This is a genomic window from Streptomyces sp. NPDC020801 (genome assembly GCF_044334385.1).
Lineage (GTDB): Bacteria > Actinomycetota > Actinomycetes > Streptomycetales > Streptomycetaceae > Streptomyces.
This window is the reverse complement of sequence record NZ_JBIRST010000014.1, coordinates 198,575-218,094: the sequence shown is the minus strand read 5'-3', so window position 1 is coordinate 218,094 and position 19,520 is coordinate 198,575. Positions and strand designations below refer to the sequence as shown.

At 72.6% G+C, this 19,520-nt stretch carries 16 protein-coding genes; 4 read left to right on the top strand and 12 right to left on the bottom strand.

Going from position 1 to position 19,520, the window contains the following annotated elements; translation table 11 throughout:
• Nucleotides 1–384: 384 nt before the first annotated feature.
• A complete protein-coding gene (locus tag ACH4UM_RS27335; protein ID WP_398184519.1) occupies nucleotides 385–1,392 on the bottom strand; it encodes a stage II sporulation protein M in 1,008 nt (335 codons plus the stop codon).
• A 139-nt stretch (nucleotides 1,393–1,531) separates the two neighbouring features.
• On the opposite strand from ACH4UM_RS27335, the gene ACH4UM_RS27330 reads away from it, so the two are divergent.
• Complete coding sequence (locus ACH4UM_RS27330; protein ID WP_398184516.1) at nucleotides 1,532–2,548, top strand: RDD family protein; 1,017 nt, start codon at nucleotides 1,532–1,534, stop codon at nucleotides 2,546–2,548.
• A gap of 30 nt (nucleotides 2,549–2,578) precedes the next feature.
• Here ACH4UM_RS27330 and ACH4UM_RS27325 read toward each other — a convergent pair whose 3' ends face one another.
• Both ACH4UM_RS27325 and ahcY read right to left on the bottom strand, forming a co-directional pair.
• Nucleotides 2,579–3,196, bottom strand: a complete 618-nt coding sequence (locus ACH4UM_RS27325) for a hypothetical protein (RefSeq protein WP_398184513.1) — start codon at nucleotides 3,194–3,196, stop codon at nucleotides 2,579–2,581.
• Between the two features lie 172 nt (nucleotides 3,197–3,368).
• Entirely contained in the window at nucleotides 3,369–4,826 is a 1,458-nt protein-coding gene (ahcY, locus tag ACH4UM_RS27320; protein WP_398184510.1) for an adenosylhomocysteinase, read from the bottom strand.
• A gap of 295 nt (nucleotides 4,827–5,121) precedes the next feature.
• Here ahcY and lepB point away from each other — a divergent pair, with 295 nt between their 5' ends.
• Nucleotides 5,122–5,784, top strand: coding sequence for a signal peptidase I (lepB, locus tag ACH4UM_RS27315; RefSeq protein ID WP_398184508.1), 663 nt, complete (start codon nucleotides 5,122–5,124; stop codon nucleotides 5,782–5,784).
• 57 nt (nucleotides 5,785–5,841) lie between these two features.
• Here lepB and ACH4UM_RS27310 read toward each other — a convergent pair whose 3' ends face one another.
• From ACH4UM_RS27310 to ACH4UM_RS27285, 6 genes are all read right to left on the bottom strand, one after another.
• Complete coding sequence (locus tag ACH4UM_RS27310; RefSeq protein ID WP_398184505.1) at nucleotides 5,842–6,822, bottom strand: cation diffusion facilitator family transporter; 981 nt, start codon at nucleotides 6,820–6,822, stop codon at nucleotides 5,842–5,844.
• Between the two features lie 164 nt (nucleotides 6,823–6,986).
• A complete protein-coding gene (gene manA / locus ACH4UM_RS27305; RefSeq protein WP_398184502.1) occupies nucleotides 6,987–8,141 on the bottom strand; it encodes a mannose-6-phosphate isomerase, class I in 1,155 nt (384 codons plus the stop codon).
• Between the two features lie 83 nt (nucleotides 8,142–8,224).
• Nucleotides 8,225–9,352, bottom strand: a complete 1,128-nt coding sequence (locus ACH4UM_RS27300; protein WP_398184499.1) for an SIS domain-containing protein — start codon at nucleotides 9,350–9,352, stop codon at nucleotides 8,225–8,227.
• A 79-nt stretch (nucleotides 9,353–9,431) separates the two neighbouring features.
• Nucleotides 9,432–9,602 (bottom strand): Trm112 family protein, encoded by a 171-nt coding sequence (locus ACH4UM_RS27295; RefSeq protein WP_014673093.1) that lies wholly within the window; start codon nucleotides 9,600–9,602, stop codon nucleotides 9,432–9,434.
• 152 nt (nucleotides 9,603–9,754) lie between these two features.
• Entirely contained in the window at nucleotides 9,755–11,119 is a 1,365-nt protein-coding gene (locus tag ACH4UM_RS27290) for a phosphomannomutase/phosphoglucomutase (RefSeq protein ID WP_398184496.1), read from the bottom strand.
• 145 nt (nucleotides 11,120–11,264) lie between these two features.
• On the bottom strand, nucleotides 11,265–11,690 hold the full coding sequence (locus ACH4UM_RS27285; protein WP_398184493.1) for a DUF3499 domain-containing protein: 426 nt from the start codon (nucleotides 11,688–11,690) through the stop codon (nucleotides 11,265–11,267).
• 295 nt (nucleotides 11,691–11,985) lie between these two features.
• Here ACH4UM_RS27285 and ACH4UM_RS27280 point away from each other — a divergent pair, with 295 nt between their 5' ends.
• Nucleotides 11,986–12,435, top strand: a complete 450-nt coding sequence (locus ACH4UM_RS27280; RefSeq protein WP_398184551.1) for a metallopeptidase family protein — start codon at nucleotides 11,986–11,988, stop codon at nucleotides 12,433–12,435.
• A 168-nt stretch (nucleotides 12,436–12,603) separates the two neighbouring features.
• Here the strand turns inward: ACH4UM_RS27280 and ACH4UM_RS27275 are convergent, their stop codons facing one another.
• From ACH4UM_RS27275 to ACH4UM_RS27265, 3 genes are all read right to left on the bottom strand, one after another.
• On the bottom strand, nucleotides 12,604–14,124 hold the full coding sequence (locus ACH4UM_RS27275) for a DUF5719 family protein (protein WP_398184490.1): 1,521 nt from the start codon (nucleotides 14,122–14,124) through the stop codon (nucleotides 12,604–12,606).
• Nucleotides 14,121–17,846 carry a glycosyltransferase gene (locus ACH4UM_RS27270; protein WP_398184487.1) on the bottom strand — a complete coding sequence of 1,242 codons (3,726 nt, stop codon included), beginning with the start codon at nucleotides 17,844–17,846 and terminating at the stop codon, nucleotides 14,121–14,123. Before ACH4UM_RS27270 ends, ACH4UM_RS27275 begins: the two co-directional genes overlap by 4 nt.
• 195 nt (nucleotides 17,847–18,041) lie before the next feature.
• Nucleotides 18,042–18,305 (bottom strand): WhiB family transcriptional regulator, encoded by a 264-nt coding sequence (locus tag ACH4UM_RS27265; RefSeq protein ID WP_003975777.1) that lies wholly within the window; start codon nucleotides 18,303–18,305, stop codon nucleotides 18,042–18,044.
• A gap of 670 nt (nucleotides 18,306–18,975) precedes the next feature.
• On the opposite strand from ACH4UM_RS27265, the gene ACH4UM_RS27260 reads away from it, so the two are divergent.
• Entirely contained in the window at nucleotides 18,976–19,515 is a 540-nt protein-coding gene (locus tag ACH4UM_RS27260; protein ID WP_398184484.1) for a cysteine dioxygenase, read from the top strand.
• Nucleotides 19,516–19,520: the final 5 nt, after the last annotated feature.

Here is a 19,520-nt window from a genome sequence, read left to right as displayed (position 1 = left end):
AGTTCTCAAGGAACGGACGCTTCCTTCGTACTCACCCTCTCGGGCTTTCCTCCGGGCGCTTCCCTTCGGTGTTTCCGACTCTATCAGATCTTTTCCGATCCGATTTCCTCGGCGCTTTCCAGGTTTCCGCTTTCGCGTTTACCTTTCCGGCGGCTCCGACTTTATCAGAACCCTGGAGCCGGTCCGACCGGCCGTGGTTTCCGATTCATCGGGAGGGGCTTCTCAGAAATCAACGTTTCTGGAAGCGGATAGATGCTCTCTGTCGCCCATCTGGACTAACCCCAGTTCCAGGCAACTGTTCGAATCTACCTCCCCACCCGCTCCGTGTCAACGGCTCCGGTGGGGCGAAGAGGAGACTAGCAGCTCAGCGACCCCGAACGCACATCAGGCGGCGGTCGGCACGGTCGCGCTGCGTTCGACCGCCGCCACGTCACCCGTGTCGCCGGCGCGTACCGCGCGGCCTCCGAGGACGTAGACGTAGGTGAGGAAGGTCAGCTCGGCGAGGATCCCGACCCCTATGCGGGCCCAAGTGGGCAGGCCGGACGGGGTGACGAAGCCTTCGATCGCGCCGGACACGAAGAGCACGAGCGCGAGGCCTATCGCCATGCCCACCGCGGCCCTGCCCTCTTCTGCGAGCGCCGTGCGGCGGGAGCGCGGGCCCGGGTCGACGAGGGTCCAGCCGAGGCGCAGTCCCGTACCGGCGGCGACGAAGACCGCGGTCAGTTCGAGCAGGCCGTGCGGGAGGACGAGACCGAGGAACGTGTCGAGCCGCCCGGCCGAGGACATCAGCCCGATGCCGACCCCGAGGTTGAGCATGTTCTCGAAGAGGATCCACAGCACCGGCAGCCCCAGGAAGATGCCCAGGACCAGGCACATGGCGGCGGCCTGGGCGTTGTTCGTCCACACCTGGGCGGCGAAGGCGGCCGCGGGGTGGCTGGAGTAGTAGGTCTCGTACTCGCCGCCGGGGCGGGTGAGCTGCCGCAGTTCGCCGGGGGCGGCGATCGTGGCCTGCACTTCGGGGTGTGTGCCGATCCACCATCCCAGGAGAGCGGCGATGACGGTGGAGAGCAGTGCCGTGGGTACCCACCAGTGGCGGGCCCGGTAGACCGCGGCGGGGAAGCCCTCCAGCAGGAACCGCGTGACATCGCGCCATGAGGCGCGGCGGGTTCCCGTGACGGCGCTGCGCGCGCGTGCCACGAGTTGGCTGAGCCTTCCGGTGAGCTGGGGGTCCGGCGCGCTGGACTGGATCAGCGAGAGGTGGGTGGCGGTGCGCTGGTAGAGGGCGACGAGTTCGTCGGCCTCCGTGCCGGTGAGGCGGCGCTGGCGGCGGAGCAGGGCGTCGAGGCGGTCCCACTCGGCTCGGTGGGCGGAGACGAAGACGTCCAGGTCCATCGTGTCTGCCTGCTCCTCGGCTGTTGATTCGACTGGTGCGACTGCTCGTTGGCGGTGTCAGCTTGTCGTACTGCGGCGCGAATGCCCTCAGCTTGGCAGACTGGCCGTTCTCGGGGCAGGCCAGGGGAAGGACGGCGGCGTGAGTGAGCTGGTGACGGGCGAGGCGGTGGCGCTGGAGTTGCGCCCGGCGAGGGTGCCCAGCAGGGCATTGGCCGTGCTGCTGGACCTTGCCGTGGCCATGGCGGTCTATATCGCCGTGACCGTGGCTCTGGTGGCCGCCACGGCCTCGCTGGACGAGGCGGCGCAGATCGCGCTGTCGATCGCCACCTTCCTGCTCGTGCTGGTGGGCGGACCGATCGCGGTGGAGACGCTCAGCCACGGGCGGTCGCTCGGGAAGCTGGCCTGCGGGCTGCGGGTGGTGCGGGACGACGGCGGGCCGATCCGTTTCCGGCACGCGCTGGTGCGCGGTGCGATCGGCGTGGTCGAGATCCTGATGACGTTCGGGGTGGTCGCCTGCATCGCCTCGCTGGTGTCGGCGCGGGGGCGTCGGCTGGGTGACGTCTTCGCGGGGACCCTGGTCGTGCGGGAACGGATACCGACCGGGCAGGCTGGCTTCGTGCCTCCGCCGCCACCCTGGCTGGCCGGACGCTTCACGGCTCTGGACCTGTCGGCGGTGCCCGACCGGCTGTGGCTGGCGGTCCGGCAGTACCTGACGCGGATGCAGCAGCTGGATCCGCAGGTCGGCTGGGGCATGGCGCAGCGGCTGGCCGCCGATCTCTCGGCCCGTACCGGGACTCCGGTGCCGCCCGGGGTTCCGCCGGCCATGTACCTGGCGGCGGTGCTGCAGGAGCGGCAGGCGCGAGAGGCCCGGCGGGCCTTCGGGAACGGCACCAGCACCAGCACCAGCACCAGCACCAGCACCAGCACCAGCACCAGCACCAGCACTCACAACGACGGTGGTCCGGCGGTCGGTGTGGCCGCGGACCACGGCTTCCCGGCGCCGCAGGCACCGGGTGTGCCGCCGGTCACCGGTCCGGGGGCCGCGGCCCGGCCCGAATCGCCGGCGTACGGGGGCGGCAGCGGCACGCACCACCCGGCTCCCCGGGACCCGGGGCCGGCCGAGCGGCCCGCCACCGGGTTCGTTCCGCCGGCGTAGACCGGCCGGCCTCCCCCGCCGGAGCCGGGGTCAGGAGCCGAAGTCCGACGGCGGCGACCGGAGCTCCTCGAGCTCGATTCCGGGCGCGGACAGGACCACGTCCCCGGCGATGTGCACGGCGTGCTGTTCTCCCGTGTCCAGGGCTGTGACCTGGTATTCGTCCACGGTCAGGGGGCCGTTGTCAGTGCCGTGTGCTTCTCTTTTCACCAGGGCCCAGGACTGGTCAACGGTGCGCGGAGCGAGGACCGGATCAGTGAGGGCGACGAGTCGTACGCGTGTTGCGGAGGCGGAGGGGGTGAGGCGCAGGAGACGGGCGGTGGCGACGAGGAACGCGGGGGACGTGCCGGTGAAGGCGTGGGCGCGCACATTGCCTTCGGTGGCATGGGCACCGGCGGGGTCGGTGCGGACCCAGGTGACGCCGTCGAGGGCGGCACCGCGCACCTGCCAGCCTCCCGCGTGCAGTTCGAGGCGGATCGGGCGGCCGAGCTCGTCGAGGGCGAGATCGACGCTGCCGCGGTGGTCGCCCGAGACCGTGGTCACCTGGGAGACATAGCGCCAGCCGGAGGGTCCGGGGGCGCACTGGAAGTGCTCTTCCGCGAAGGGGGTGTGATCGTGCGGATCGTGCAGCGAATAACGGCCGCGGGGCATTGGGGTCCTGGGTTCTGAGGGGCTGGTCCGGGCTCGTCCGGTCGCCTCGGCGAGTGGGTCCGGCGTGCGTGACGGCCGCCGGTCCGGCCAAAGGGGCAGGCCCCCGCCACGGGGGTGCGGGGGCCTGCCTCTGAGGACCTGGGCGAGACGCGGGGTGCGACTCGGTGGCCGGTCAGTAGCGGTAGTGGTCCGCCTTGAACGGGCCGTCGACCTCCACGCCGATGTACGCGGCCTGCTCGGGGCGGAGCTTGGTCAGCTTCACGCCGAGCGCGTCCAGGTGGAGACGGGCGACCTTCTCGTCGAGGTGCTTGGGCAGGACGTAGACGCCGGTCGGGTACTCGTCGGGCTTGGTGAACAGCTCGATCTGGGCCAGGGTCTGGTCCGCGAAGGAGTTGGACATCACGAACGACGGGTGACCGGTGGCGTTGCCCAGGTTCAGCAGGCGGCCCTCGGACAGCACGATGATCTTCTTGCCGTCAGGGAAGGTCCAGGTGTGGACCTGCGGCTTGACCTCGTCCTTGACGATGCCGGGGATCTTGGCGAGGCCGGCCATGTCGATCTCGTTGTCGAAGTGGCCGATGTTGCCGACGATCGCCTGGTGCTTCATCTTCGCCATGTCCGCGGCAAGGATGATGTCCTTGTTGCCGGTGGTGGTGACGAAGATGTCGGCGGTCTCGACGACCTCGTCCAGCGTGGTGACCTGGTAGCCGTCCATCGCCGCCTGCAGGGCGCAGATCGGGTCGATCTCGGTGATGATCACGCGGGCGCCCTGGCCGCGCAGGGACTCCGCGCAGCCCTTGCCCACGTCGCCGTAGCCGCAGACGACGGCGGTCTTGCCGCCGATCAGGACGTCGGTGGCGCGGTTGATGCCGTCCACCAGGGAGTGCCGGCAGCCGTACTTGTTGTCGAACTTCGACTTGGTGACGGAGTCGTTGACGTTGATCGCCGGGAAGAGGAGGGTGCCGTCGCGCTGCATCTCGTACAGGCGGTGCACGCCGGTGGTGGTCTCCTCGGTGACGCCGCGGATCTCGGACGCCAGCTGGGTCCACTTCTGCGGGTTCTCCGCGAGCGTGCGGGTCAGCAGCTGGAGGATGACGCGGTGCTCGTCGGACTCGGCCGTGTCGGGCGAGGGGACCTTGCCGTCCTTCTCGTACTCGACGCCCTTGTGGACGAGGAGGGTGGCGTCACCGCCGTCGTCCAGGATCATGTTCGGGCCGCCGGTGGCGGTGCCCGGCCAGGTCAGCGCCTGCTCGGTGCACCACCAGTACTCCTCCAGGGTCTCGCCCTTCCAGGCGAAGACCGGGATGCCCTGCGGGCTGTCGGGGGTGCCGTTCGCTCCGACGGCGATGGCGGCGGCCGCGTGGTCCTGGGTGGAGAAGATGTTGCAGGAGGCCCAGCGGACCTGCGCGCCCAGGGCCACCAGGGTCTCGATCAGGACGGCGGTCTGGACGGTCATGTGCAGGGAGCCGGTGATCCGGGCGCCGCGCAGCGGCTGCCGCTCGGCGTACTCCTCGCGGATCGCCATCAGGCCAGGCATCTCGTGCTCGGCGAGGGTGATCTCCTTGCGGCCGAACTCGGCCAGGGACAGGTCGGCGACCTTGAAGTCCTGTCGGTTCTCGACAGTCGTCATTACGGGCTGCTCCTCGGGGTTGGGTCGAGGTGGGTACGGCTGACCTGCGCGGCGGCGGACACAGGGGTGCCCGAGGAGGACACAGGCATGCCCGCGTACGCGCAGCGCAGTCCGTCGGAGGCCCTCTCTCCCTCGGTCGGCCCGTCGTGGGGCCGCCCGACCGCCATCAGCAGCGACGTCTGGCTCCGTCCCAAGCTACACCGGAGGGTGGCGGGTGCCCCAGTCCGCCTCCGGACACTTCGCTACCCTCTGCGCCGCGGACGGGCCGCGCGGGGAGGGACGGAGGGCAGGCGGAGTGCGGGCACTTACGAGGGCGGCGCTGGTGGTGGGACTTGCGGGGCTGCTGTTGGGGCTCGGCGCGTTCGTGTACGGCAAGGAGGCCTACGGTGGGGCGGTCGTGCGCAGTTCCAGCATGTCGCCGACGTACGAGCCGGGGGACCGGGTCTTTTTCGAACGTGTGGACGGTACGCAGGTGCGGCGCGGCGATGTCGTCATGTTCTCCGCGCCGGACCGCTACGCCTTGGGCACCGACGTGATGGAGCGGGTCGTCGCGGTGGGCGGCGACCACGTCGTGTGCTGCACCGATGAGGGGACGCGGGCGCGGATCACCGTGAACGGCAGGCCGCTTCAGGAGCCGTATGTGAAGGACGGCGACGCCGACGGGGCGCACAAGGCGTACGACGTGCGGGTGCCGCAGGGCCGGCTGTTTCTGCTGGGCGACCACCGGGCCAACTCGAGGGACTCGCGCTTCTTCGCCGACGACCACGGCGGGACGGTGCCCGTCTCGGCCGTCCGGGGCTGGGTCCTCGGCAGCCGCGCCGTGCCGTTCCTGATCGGCGCCGCGGTGTTCGCCGGGGCCGTCGCGGTGCTGGTCGGGCTCGGCCTGGGGGTCGGGGCGGTGGCCACGCGGCCGAGGAAGGCGGCGCCGCCCGTGCCGCCGTGGCCCACGGCGGTGTGAACGAGGACGGGGCCCGCCGAGCGATCGGCGGGCCCCGTCGGCCGTGGTCGTGGCGGGTCAGTGGCCGCCGGCGCGCGGGGCCGGTCCGCCCGGCGTCGCCTCGCGGTCCGGGCCCTTGGCGGCCTCGGCCTCGTTGTAGATGTCCGGTTCGAGGTAGATGACGCGGGCGATGGGGACGGCGGTGCGGATGCGGTCCTCGGCGGCGTCGATCGCGGCGGCGACCTCGGCGGCCGTGTCGTCGTGCCGGACGGCGATCTTGGCGGCGACGAGCAGTTCCTCGGGGCCGAGGTGGAGGGTGCGCATGTGGATGATGCCGGTGACCGAGTCGCCGTCGACCGTGGCGGCCTCGATCTGCTGGACCACGTCCGCGCCGGCGGCCTCGCCGAGCAGCAGCGACTTGGTCTCGGCGGCCAGCACCAGGGCGATCAGGACGAGCAGGACACCGATGCAGACGGTGCCGATGCCGTCCCACACGCCGTCGCCGGTGAGCAGGGCCAGCCCGACGCCGCCGAGCGCGAGGACCAGACCGATCAGCGCGCCGAAGTCCTCCAGGAGGACGACCGGCAGCTCGGGCGCCTTGGCACGGCGGATGAACTGCGCCCAGGACAGCTTGCCGCGCAGTTCGTTGGACTCCTTGATGGCGGTGCGGAAGGAGAAGCCCTCGGCGATGAGCGCGAAGACGAGCACGCCCACCGGCCAGTACCAGTGCTCGATCTCGTGCGGGTGGCGGATCTTCTCGGAACCCTCGTAGATGGCGAACATGCCGCCGATGGAGAACAGCACGATCGAGACGAGGAAGGCGTAGATGTAGCGCTCACGGCCGTACCCGAAGGGGTGCTGCGGCGTCGCCTCGCGCTCGGCCTTCTTGCCGCCGATCAGCAGCAGGAACTGGTTGCCGGAGTCGGCGACCGAGTGCACGCCCTCGGCGAGCATCGACGACGAGCCGCTGAAGGCGAACGCCACGAACTTCGATGCCGCGATCGCGAGGTTGGCGCCGAGTGCCGCCACGATCGCCCTGGTGCCGCCTGACGCGCTCATGTGTTCGCGTTGTCCCTTCGCCTTCGTCCGTACCGTTCGTCCGTACCCGTGTCCCAGGTACCCGTTCCGGTCCCGGCCTTTGCCCGTCCTTTGCCGGTGGGCCATTGTCGCAGCCCGGCCCGGCGGCGGTACGTCAGGTCACCGCAACGGCGGTCCGGTGGACGTCACACGACGACCGTGGCCCGGAAGACCGTGCCGGCCCCGGCGACTTCGGCCTGCTCACCCGCCGGGACGAACACGGACCGCCCCGGGGTCAGCAGGTGCTCGCCCGCCCGTACCGAACCGGCCGTGCAGAGCAGGATCTGTGGGGTGCCGAGGGTGAGGTCGTGGGGGGCGGCACCCTCGGGAAGGACGTAGCGGGACAGACGGAACTCGTCGATGGGGGTCTCGTAGACCTCCTCGCCGTCCGGGGCGGCCTCGGGGCGCAGGACGCCGGGGTCACCGGCCTCGAAGCGGACGACGCGCAGGAGTTCGGGGACGTCGACGTGCTTGGGGGTCAGGCCACAGCGCAGGACGTTGTCGGAGTTCGCCATGATCTCGACGCCGAGGCCGCTGATGTAGGCGTGCGGGATGCCGGCGCCGAGGAAGAGGGCCTCGCCGGGCTGGAGGCGGACGCGGTTGAGGAGCATGGCGGCGAGGACGCCGGGGTCGCCTGGGAAGTGGTGGGCGAGGCCGGCGTAGGGGGCGTAGTCGCCGCCCAGGCGGTCGCAGGCGGCCGCGGCCTCGGTGACCGTGTGGGAGATCTCCTCGCGGTCGGCGGTGAGGATCGCGGTGAGGACCTCGCGCAGGGCCGCGTCCTCGGGGTGGGCGCGCAGCAGGTCGGCGTACGGCTTGAGGGAGTCCACGCCGAGGGCGGCGAGCAGCTCGGCGGCCTCGCCCGGGGCGCGGAAGCCGCACAGGCCGTCGAACTCGGTGAGGGCGCAGATCAGTTCGGGCTTGTGGTTGGCGTCCTTGTAGTTGCGGTGCGGGGCGTCGGCCGGGATGCCCCGGCTCTCCTCGTCGGCGTAACCCTCCTTGGCCTGCTGGAGGTTGGGGTGCACCTGGAGGGAGAGCGGAGCGCCGGCGGCGAGGATCTTGAGCAGGAAGGGCAGCTTCGGGCCGAACTTCGCGACCGCCTTGGCGCCCAGTTCCCGCTCCGGGTCGGCGTCGATGACGTCGGCGAGGGTGCCGCGCCCGCCGGTGCGCGAGGGCGCGCCCGGATGGGCGCCCATCCACATCTCCGCCTGCGGCTCACCGCTCGGTTCGGTACCGAGCAGGTGCGGGATGGCGGTGGTGGAACCCCAGGCGTAGGGGCGGACGGTGTTGTCGAGGCGGTCCATACGCTTCTCTCTGCTGTTCCGGACGGTTCCTGGCGGAGGGCGCCGTACGCCGTTGCACCGGCGGCCGGGGCGTCGGGAACAGATCAGGCCCCCGAGGCGAGCGCCAGGTAAACGGCGGTGAAATCGGTGACGGCGATCAGTTCCGCGAGGGTCTCGATCTCGCCGCCGGGCTCCGGCTCCAGCTCGCTGATCGGCGTGTCGTGGCTGAGAGCGAGGTCACGGGCGGCGGGGGCGGCGGTGAGGCCGCCGAGCGGGCGGTCGCGGAGCAGCACCACGCGCGCGTGCATGGCGGGTGCCTCTTCGACGCGGTCGCGGAAGAAGTCGTCCGGGTCGGCGCTGGCGGCCAGCGGGCCGGCGAGCAGGGCGCTGTGCGCGGCGAGCGCCTCGGGAAGTTCGGCGACGACCGCGGGGGCGCCGGCCAGTTCGGCGAGCCCGGCGGCGAAACGGCGGCCGGCGGGACCGGCCGAGACACCCTCGGTCCAGATCACCGGCAGCGCGTCGGCGAGCTCGGCGGCGAGTGTCTTGGCGGGGTTGCTGTAGGTGGCGATCGCCGGTCCGCAGCGCTCGGCGATGTGGTCCAGCCGGTCGGCGGCCGCCTCCAGGGCGTCGGGCGGGGCGGTGAGCAGGCCGATGCGGTCGAGGAGCGCGAGCAGCGGGGTGAGCAGCGCCCACAGGACGCCGGGGGCGGACCCGGCGAGGGGTTCGTCGTGGTCGTAGGGGGCCGTCGCCATCGGGATGAACAGGCCGTGGGCGCCCTCGACGGCCTCGGCCAGCGGGGTGCGGGCCGGGGCGACGGCGACGACCGTGCAGCCGCGGCGATAGGCCTGCTCGGCGAGCAGGGACAGGCTCGGCTCGGTGCCGTCCGGGGTCGCGATCAGCAGCAGGTCCACGGATCCGGCCCAGCCGGGCAGCTCCCAGCGCAGCGCGCCGGAGGCGGAGGCGACGCCGGTGGGGGCCAGCCGGATGACGGGGCTGCCGGCACCGGCGAGCGTGCCGAGCAGGTCGGCGGCGTGGGTGGCGGCGGCGCCGGGTCCCGCGATCAGTACGGCGCGGGGGCGGCCGTCGGGCTTGAGGTCGCCCACGCCGGCCTCCGCGGCGTGCCGGGCGGCGGTTCTGACGCGGGCGCCGGCCTCGGCGGCGCCGCGGAGCAGTCCGCGGCGGTCGGCCTGGGCGAGCCTCTCCGGGGCGTCGAGCAGCGATTCGTCGAGCATGGGCGGCAGCCTCCGATCGGGGTCCGGTCGCCGGGTCTCGGTCGTGCGGCGCGGCGGTCGTGTGGGCGGCGGACCTCGTCTACTCGGGGCGGCGGGCCTCGTCGACGAGCAGGACGGGGATGCCGTCACGCACGGGGTATGCCAGGCCGCAGTCCTGGCCGGTGCAGATCAGCTCGGTGTCCTGCTCCTTGAGGGGGGCGTGGCAGGCCGGGCAGGCGAGGATCTCCAGGAGGCCGGCTTCGAGCGGCATGGGCGTTCCCTTCGGGGCGGACGGGGTGCGTGGGCGGTGTTCGGACGTGCCTGGTCAGGGTACCGCCGGTGGGGGCCGGGTGGCGGTGCCGGGCCGGAGTCGTCCGCCGTCCCGCCGCGGTGGCCCCACCGGGTGGTTGAAGCCTTGAACCCTCAGCCTCGGATGATCGCCAGGGCCTCGTCCCGCACCTTGGTCATCGTCGCCTCGTCGCGCGCCTCCGCGTTCAGCCGGAGCAGCGGTTCGGTGTTGGAGGGGCGGACGTTGAACCACCAGTCGGCGGCCGTGACGGTGAGGCCGTCGAGTTCGTCGAGGGTGACGTCCGCGCGGTCCACGTAGGCGGACCTGATCGCGGCGAGGCGGGCCCTCTGGTCGTCGACGGTGGAGTTGATCTCGCCGGAGCCCACGTAGCGGTCGTACTGGGCCACCAGGGCCGACAGCGGGCGCTCCTGGCCGCCCAGGGCCGCGAGGACGTGCAGGGCGGCCAGCATGCCCGTGTCGGCGTTCCAGAAGTCCTTGAAGTAGTAGTGCGCGGAGTGCTCGCCGCCGAAGATCGCGCCCGACTTCGCCATCTCCGCCTTGATGAAGGAGTGACCCACGCGGGTGCGGACCGGGGTGCCGCCGTTCTCCTTCACCACCTCCGGGACCGACCACGAGGTGATGAGGTTGTGGATGATCACGCCCTTGCCGCCGTGCCTGGCCAGCTCGCGGGCGGCGACCAGCGCGGTGATCGCGGACGGCGGAACCGGCTCGCCCCGCTCGTCGACCACGAAGCAGCGGTCGGCGTCGCCGTCGAAGGCGATACCGAGGTCGGCGCCCTCCTCGCGGACCCGCTTCTGCAGGTCGACGATGTTGGCCGGGTCGAGCGGGTTGGCCTCGTGGTTGGGGAAGGTGCCGTCCAGTTCGAAGTACATCGGGACGAGGTCGAGGGGCAGGCCGGCGAAGACCGTCGGAACGGTGTGGCCGCCCATGCCGTTGCCCGCGTCGACGACGACCTTCAGGGGGCGGATGGAGGCCACGTCGACGAGGGAGCGCAGATGCGCCGCGTAGTCCTCCAACGTGTCGCGCCGCGTGAGCGTTCCCGGCTCGGCCGCCGGCTCCGGGGCGCCCGACTCGCGCCAGCGCTCCACGAGTTCACGGATCTGCGCCAGGCCCGAGTCCTGGCCGACGGGGGCCGCGCCGGCCCGGCACATCTTGATGCCGTTGTACTTCGCCGGGTTGTGCGAGGCCGTGAACATCGCGCCGGGCAGGTTCAACGCGCCCGAGGCGTAGTACAGCTGGTCCGTGGAGCACAGCCCGATCTCGGTGACGTCGACGCCGTGCCGGGCCGCCCCGCGCGCGAAGGCACCCGAAAGGCCGGGCGAGGAGGGCCGCATGTCGTGCCCGACCACGATGGCGCCGGCACCGGTCACCTCGGCGAAGGCCGCACCGAAGAGCTCGGCAAGCGACTCGTCCCACTGGTCCGGGACCACCCCGCGTACGTCGTACGCCTTCACGATCTGCGACAGATCAGCAGCCACGGCCAACCTTCCTGAATGTCCTGTGCGGTGACGCCAAACTACCCGTTTCTGCCTGCGGTGCGCTGCGCGGCAACCGAGCCTTCGGCACTCCGTGACTCCCGGGCCGGGACGACGTCCGCCGGAGCGGGTGTGGCGAACGGTTTTGTCAGTTGTCCGGAGAGCGGAGCACCCGCAGATGACCGCGGCGGGCGACCTCCATGGGGTCCGCCCCGCGCACCCCGCCGCCACCGGCCTCGGCTGCCCGCTTCTGGGGCCGGGCCGCCTCGCGCACGGCGTTGGCAAGCGCTTCAAGGTCGTCGCCGCTGGGGCGGGCGGGGGCCGAGCCGTCGAGGAGCCGGACGACCTCCCAGCCGCGCGGCGCGGTGAGGCGCTCGGAGTGCTCGGCGCACAGGTCGTAGCAGTGGGGTTCGGCATAGGTGGCGAGCGGGCCGAGGACGGCGGTCGAGTCGGCGTAGACGTACGTCAGCGTCGCTACGGCGGGACGGCCGCAAGCGGTGCGCGAACAGCGACGTACAGGGCTCACGACGTTGGACGGTACCGCACTCTTGAGCGGGCCGCGACGACTCTCCACCAGGTCACTCCACCGTGTCGTGCTGTGAAACGGCCCACACACCCCTTCTGACACACCTTGCTGACCTGCAGGGACGCAAGCTGCCGAGATCTTGGACAGCTCTTGCTCAGGTCACGACTGGGTACAAACAACGTCAAACACCTTGATATCGACAGTCTCGGAGAGATACGCAATCGAGCCCGAGCTTGGCTGGAATGGTCATCGATCGACACACGCGCGCATGCCACGGCACGGTGTCCGGGATGCCCCACGGGACCGGGCAGGCGGAGGCGGCGAGGACTACCCTTCACCAGTGATGGACAACCGTGTACCGCCCCGTGCCGCCGGCCCCGGGCCCCGCCGTCGTGATCGCCACGGCCGGGGCATGCGCGGCCCGATCGCACCGCCCCAGGTGCCCCTCGCCGCGAGCCGCGCCGAGGCGTTCGCGGACCTGGTGCAGGACTCCGTGGAGCGTCTGGAGCGCCGGTGGCCGCAGCTGGCCGAGATCGACTTCCTCGTGCTGGAGGTGCCGCGACTGGACGGGCCGGGGCCGGCGTGGAGCGACGAGGCCGTTCCGCTCGGCGGGACGGTTCCCGCGCGGGACGGCCGCCGCGCACGGGTCGTCGTCTACCGGCGGCCGGTCGAGATCCGCACCAAGGGGCGCGACGAACGCGCCGCCCTGGTGCACGAGATCGTGGTCGAGCAGGTGGCCGAGCTGCTGGGGCTGACCCCGGAGACGGTGGACCCCCGGTACGGGGAGGACTGACCGGGGGACCCGGGACCGGCCGGGAACTGCCAGGGGACCAGGACCGAGCGGGGACGACCGGACCCCCGAGGCAGGCCCGGGACGACCGGCCCCCCCCGAGGCAGGCCCAGGGCGACCGGACCCCCGAGGCAGGCCCGGGGCGAGCGGACCCGGGCGGGCGGACCCGCGCTACTTCTGCAGCACCGACAGTTCCTCGTCCGCCTCGGGCACCGACACCGTGCCCCGGTCGTCCGGAAGCGTCTGGATGGTGAAGCCCGGCACGCCCTCCTGCGTCGCCGTGAGAGTGCGAGCCGCGTACACCGGGCCGCCGGACAGGCGCTCCACCGTCAGGGCGTAGGTGCCCTTCAGGCCGGCCGGGACCGGCGGGGCGATGTCCTGGGTCGTGCCCGCCTTGATCGTGTACGTCTTCGACACCGCCGTGCCGCCCCCGCTGCCCGCCGACGCGGTGACCTTGACCTGCGCGGCGGCCGTGGGAGCCGTCAGCGACAGCGTGGAGCCCTTCGCACTGTTGTCGGCCGACGTCGCCCGCGTCCCGACGGGGCTCGTCGCCGGCACGAACGCCGTCTCCTGCTTGTCGCCCCTGCCCCGTACGACCCGCACGGCCGCGACCACCGGCACCGACTGGGACGTCGATGTCAGCACCAGCGAACCCGGCTCCCCGCGCGTGACGTCGCCCAGGTCCACGGCGGTCGTCATACCGCCCTTGACATGCACCGTCTCGTGTCCCGCGGGAGTGATCAGCCCGGACGGGGAGGCCAGCCGCACCTTCAGGTCGGCGTCCGTGTCGGCCGGCGTGAAGGCGATCAGCCGTACCGAGGTGGCGTCCTTGGGGATGCCCGGCAGCACCAGGCCGGCCGCCGGGTCCGTGGACGCCGCCAGCCAGTCCCCGCCGAGCTTGTCGTCGAGGGCCTGCACCGTCGCCCCGACCCGGCCGCTGCGCACGGTCACATGCACCGTGAGGTCGTCCTGTGCCGCGTCGGCGAGCGTGGACAGCAGGATCGGCTCGCTGGAGTGCGGAGCGACCGTGATGCCCTCCCCCACCGACGACTTCACGGCGCCGTCCTTGCCGTAGAGCTCAATGTCCACGACCGCGGCGGAGTCGTCGGGGTTGGTCAGGTGGACGTAGTCGGAGCGGCCGGTGGCGGTGCTCGCGCCGGGGAACCAGAACTCGGTGTCCGGAGCGGTGCAGTTGACGCCCAGCAGCCCGCGGCCGGTGCCCGCGGCGACCTCGGTGGTGGCCTGCATCGTCCAGCCGGGCGCGAACTTGCCCTCGGCGGTGCCCAGCAGCGCGGGCGCGTCCGCGCCGGAGGTTTCGCCGGTGACCGGGGTACCGGGGACCTTGGGCTCCAGTACGGGCTTGGCGGCCTTCTTCTTCGCGTCGCCGCCTGTCCTGCCCTTGCCCGTGCCCGGGGTGTTCGAGGTGGCCGACTCCGGTGCGGCCGCCTGGAGTTGGGCCTTCCCCGTGTTGTCGGTGCCCTTCGTCACGGGTGTGAAGGACGTGTACGAGGTGTCGGCTATGTCGGAGCTGCTCGGTGCCGGGCACACCAGGGTGGTGCGCTCGACGGGCAGTTGGGCGGCCGCCTTGGTGGTGCCGGCACCCGCCGCGTGCGGGGTGTTCAGCGCGGCGAATCCGGTGACGGCGGCCAGCGCGGTCGCGCCGGCCATCAGGGACAGGGTCGTGCGGTTCACTGCTGGCTCCCGTCGGGGCGCTCACTGCCGATGCCGTGCGGGTGGTGCTGTGCCGGGTCGTACGGCTCCTCGTACCCCTGGTGGTACGTCTGGTCGTAGGGGGCCGTCGGCGCCTGGCCGCCGTACGCGTAAGGGTCGTACTGGCCGCCCTGGTACGGGTCGGCCTGGTACGCCTGGTCGTAGGCACCCTGCGGGTACTGCTGGGGCTGGGCGCCCTGGTACTGGTCGGTGCCGTAGCCGCCGTACTCGGCGCCCGCTCCCGCGTACGCGGTGGTGTCCCACTCCCCGTAGGACTGCTGCTGCGGTACGGCGGCCGGGTCCGCCTCCGCAGGGGGACGCCCGGTGTCCTCTCCCGGCGGCGGCCCCTCCTGACCGGCCTGCTGACCGGCCTCCTCGGCCTCCGCCTGGGCGCGCAGCCGGCGGGCCCGGCGGCCCTCGCCGGCCACCGCCTGCGCGGGGACGGGCTGCTCCTCGGGCAGGTCGTCGTCGATGTCGCGGCGCCGGCCGGGCAGCGCGAGCACGACGAGGACGACGGCCAGGGCGCCCTGGGTCCACAGCCAGGCGGTGTGGCCGGCCGGGTCGTCGAAGGCGACGTCCAGCCTCCCGCCGGTGGCGGGAAGCTGGAAGCCCTGGGCCCAGCCGTCGACCGTGGTGCGGGTGAGGGGCCTGCCGTCCAGGGTGGCCGTCCACCCGGCGGCGGCCGAGTCGGCCAGGCGCAGCACGCGGCCCGCCGGGCCGGCCGGGATCGTGGTGTGGATCTCGACGGGGCCGGCGGCGATGGGCAGGGCGGTGCCGGAGCCGGAGGCGGGCACGACGGCGGCGCGCGAGACCTCCTGGTCCACCCGCCACAGGGCGCTGCCGTCCTGCTGGCTGAGCCGGGTCAGCCCGGGCGTGGCGTCCAGGACGCGGCCGACCTCGCGGGGCGCGCCCTTGTGGACCAGGACGTAGCGCACGGCGAAGCCGCCGAGCTGGCCGGCCTGGTCGGCGCCGGAACCGGCGACGAGATTGGCGACGACCTTGTCGAGCCTGCCGTTCTCCCCGTCCGCCGCGGCCAGTTCGGCGTCGCCCATGCGGGCGCCGGAGCCGCGGACCAGCACATAGCCGACATGGCTGGTGGAGTCGCTGTCGAGGACCAGGGTGCGGGCCTGGTCGCGGGTGCCGCTCTCCTCGGCGACGAACGCGGGCACCTGCACCGGGTCGCGCCGCTCCAGGGGGCCGTCGGCACCGCGGATCATCCATCCTGCGGCGGCGAGCAGGGGGCCCGCGACCGAGGCGAAGGCGATCAGCGCGGCGACCGGCTGGCGCCAGCCGAAGCTCTGCTCGGCCACGCGCGCGCGTGCCCCGTCGGCGCCGACCGCGGCGGCGGCCAGGAGGCCGATGCCGTAGACGAGGGTGGCGGGGCCGGCCCAGGTGGAGCCGTTGGACAGGGCGGCGAAGAGCAGGCCGACCAGGGCGACCGACCAGGCGGCCCAGATCCCGGGCCGGCGCTCCGAGCGCAGCAGGGCGGCCAGCGCGGCCAGGACGATGCCGATGAGCATCAGCCCGTGCACCGTGCCGGGGCCGCCCGGACCGGCGCCGAGCAGGTCCAGGGCCGAGGCGGCCGAGGAGCCGTACTGCAGCCCGGCCTCCTTGAAGAAACCGAACGGCAGCAGTGAAAGCGACCAGGGCGCCAGCACCAGCAGCGGGGTGCCCAGCTGGACCAGGAACCGCAGCCCGTAGGCCACGATGTCGCCCCGGCGCACGGCCAGCACGCCGGCGCCCAGGACGAGCGCGACGGGCCAGACGATGGGCGTGAAGGCGGTGGTGACGGTCAGCAGCAGCGCGTACGCCCAGGTGGCGCGCCAGCTGCCGCGGGCGCCGGGGGCATGGGCCAGGCCGCCGGCCGCGATGCCCGCGCGGGCGATGAGCGGCAGCAGCACGGCCAGCACCGAGGTGCCGATCCGGCCGCCGGCCAGCGCGCCGGTGGTGGCGGGCAGGAAGGCGTAGACGACGGCCACCCACGCGCGCAGCAGGCGGGACTCGACGAGCGGGCGGGAGGCGAAGTACGCCGTGAACCCGGCCAGCGGCACGGAGCCGACCAGCAGCGCGGTGACCGCGAGGCCGGTGGAGCCGAACAGCAGGGAGGCCAGCATCGCCACCATGGCCAGGTACGGCGGCGCGGACGGGGTGCCGCCGGCGCCGACCGGGTGCCAGGCGTCGAGATAGCGCGACCACAGTTCGGAGGAGTCGGCCGGGGCGGGCAGCAGGGCGCCGCCCGCGAGCGCGCCACCGCCCAGCAGGCCCCGGCAGGCGACCAGGGAGACGGCCAGCAGCACCAGGAAGAGCACCGGGCCGGGCTTGCGGGCGATGCGCTTGAGGCGGGCGAACTGCTCGATCTCCAGATAGTCGGCGTCGTCACCGCCGGGCCCGGACTCGACGGCGCCGCCGTGCCGGCCGGCGGAGGAGACCTCGGGGTCGGAGCGCCCGACGAGGTTGCTCGCGACCTGTTCCACGGTGGCGCGGATGGTGGCGCCCGGCGGCGGGAACAGGGCTCGCAGCTCGGCCTTGTCGATCTGGGGGCGGCCTCGCCGGCTGCGGGCGGCGATGATCCGCTCGGGGCGCAGCAGCGTGCCCATCAGACCGCGGATCTCGTCGACGGCCTGTCCGGGGACCTTGCCGACGAGGTAGGCGACGGTGCGCAGCAGCGTGCCGAGGACGAGGCGGAGCAGCACCCAGGGCAGCGCGGCCGTACGGGTGTTGACCAGGAGGGTGTAGACGGCACCGGCCTTGTCGACCTTGTGCGGGGATGCGGCCGTGCGGCCCACGCAGTCGACGGTGCGGCGCTCGCGGGAGGCCGCCTCCGCGTGTCGTACGACGGCCTCGGGGGCGACCAGGACGCGGTGGCCGGCGGCGGACGCGCGCCAGCACAGGTCGACGTCGTCGCGCATCAGGGGCAGCCGGCGGTCGAACCCGCCGAGCTGCTCGAAGACGTCGCGCCGGATCAGCATGCCCGCGGTGGACACCGACAGCACGGGCCGCACGTGGTCGTGCTGGCCCTGGTCCTGTTCGCGGCGGTCCAGGCCGGTCCAGCGGCGGCCGGAGTTGGCGATGCTGACGCCCACCTCGAGAAGCTGGCGGCGGTCGTACCAGCCGCGGAGCTTGGGGCCGACGACCGCCACGTCGTCGCGGCCGAGTTCGTGCTCGTCGTCGACGACCCGCAACAGCTGGGCCAGGGCGTCGGGTTCGGGAGCGCAGTCGTCGTGCAGCAGCCAGAGCCACTGCACGGGCTCGCCGTGCGGGAGCTCGGGCAGGTCGTAGGCGTCGTCGCGCCAGGAGCGCGTGACGGGGTCCCAGCCACTGGGGCGCTTGAGGTACGGCAGATCGTCCGGAGTGAGGACCGGGGCGGTGCGGGTGGCCTCCTCGACGGCCTGGCCGAAGCCGGTGCGCCGGGCGAGGTGCAGCACGCGGTCGGCGCCGAGGGCGTCGGTGATCACCTGGGCGGAGTCGTCGGCGCTGCCGGTGTCGGCCGCCACAACGTACTGCACCGGGCGCTCCTGGCCGAGCAGGCCGGCCAGTGCGTCGGGCAGCCAGCGGGCGCCGTCGTGCGAGACGAGGACGGCGGTGACCACATGCCGTGGGAACTCCGGCGGGCGGGTCGGGTCGAACTCCGTCGCGCGCGCGTGGTCGGACGGCGCTGCGGCGGCGACGCCGTAGTGGGCTGCCGTATGGCTGGGCACGGACATCGAGATACGGCCCCGGTTCGGTGGATGGCTGTCGACGCCTGTGCCCCGTGGGGGCAGCGGGGCGTCTCGGACGAGCGACCACACTACTGGCTGGCCAGCACAGCGGCCCGTCGCCTGTGGATAACCCACCTGCGACGGGCCGTTCGTGACGTTTGCGTGGGGGGATCGTGCCGGGCGTCCGGGTGCGGTGCCGGGTCAGACGGCCGCCTTCTTCAGCCGGCGTCGCTCGCGCTCGGACAGACCGCCCCAGATGCCGAAGCGCTCGTCGTTGGCCAGGGCGTACTCGAGGCACTCGGAGCGGACCTCACAGGCGAGGCAGACCTTCTTGGCCTCGCGGGTGGAGCCGCCCTTCTCGGGAAAGAAGGACTCGGGGTCGGTCTGGGCGCACAGCGCGCGCTCCTGCCAGCCGAGTTCCTCGTCCGCGTCGTCGACCAGCAGTTGCTGCACCAGCTCGGTCATGTGCGCCCCTCGTCTGTCTTTCGCGTCCCCGTGATGTAGCCGTTACCGATTCCGGCTGAACGACACGAGTGAAATTACAAGTGTGCTGCTCCGGGCGAGTCAAGCCGAGATCTGCTATTGGGCCCCTTATTCACTCTGCGGAACCAAGGCCATGCGGAAAGTGTTCAAATCGGCATAAACCTTGACACGCACGCGGGGCCCCAGGACCTCCAGCCCCTCACGGAGCCCCCCACGGAGCCCCCACAGGGAAGGACGCCCAGGGCTTCGATCTCGTTCCGACACGCGCACCGAAACGAACCGGATCACAGTCGGATCACGAGATCGCAACGGGGGTTGCGCGCCCGGCATGTGCGCCATGTGTCCCGGTCTCCCCATGAGCAAACCTTTCATCTGGGAGGTGAACCGGATGAGGTGAAACGTGTCCCACATTCCGGGCGCCGAGTTGACACTGAAGGTGTGAACCGGTGTCCTTGTGGGCATGCTCGCGAACTCGGCATCCACCACGACCCGCACCGCCGGGTCCCACGGTGCTGCCCGCGCTCGCTGTAGCTGTTGCTGTTCCGGCCGCTGTTGAGCCACGCGCACACGCGCGCTCCAGCCGCCGTCCGGGCCCTCGGGGTCCGGGCCCCGTTCCCCTCTGACCTTCTTTCACTGAGGAACCACCCCGCCCATGAACAGCGACAGCGACCTCCAGATCGCCGGCGACATCCTCGAGGTCCCGCACCTCCTCCAGACCCCGCGCGAGCACCCGGCCACCGTGGCCGAGTTCGTGGGCCTGGCCCGCTCCATCGCAGCCGACCGCGCCCAGTGGCAGCACCTGGTCCGCTACGACGCGACGACCCGCTGGTACCACCGGCTGCGCACCGGCCCGGGCTACGAGGTGTGGCTGCTGTCCTGGGTGCCCGGGCAGGGCAGCGGGCGGCACGACCACGGCCCGTCCTCCGGCGTGCTGACCGTCCTGGACGGCACGCTGACCGAGCGCACGGAGCAGGGCACGCGGGCGCTGGAGGCGGGCGCGCAGCGGGTGTTCGCGCCGGGGTACGTGCACGAGGTCGTCAACGACGCACTCGAGCCGGCGGTCACCCTGCACGTGTACTTCCCCGGCCTGACCCAGATGCCCATGCACCCCCGGTCGGCGACCGGGCGTGCCGCGACCGCCGCCCGGTGCGCGGGCGCCCCGCACGACCCGGTGGACGCCGTCAGCGCGTGAGGCCC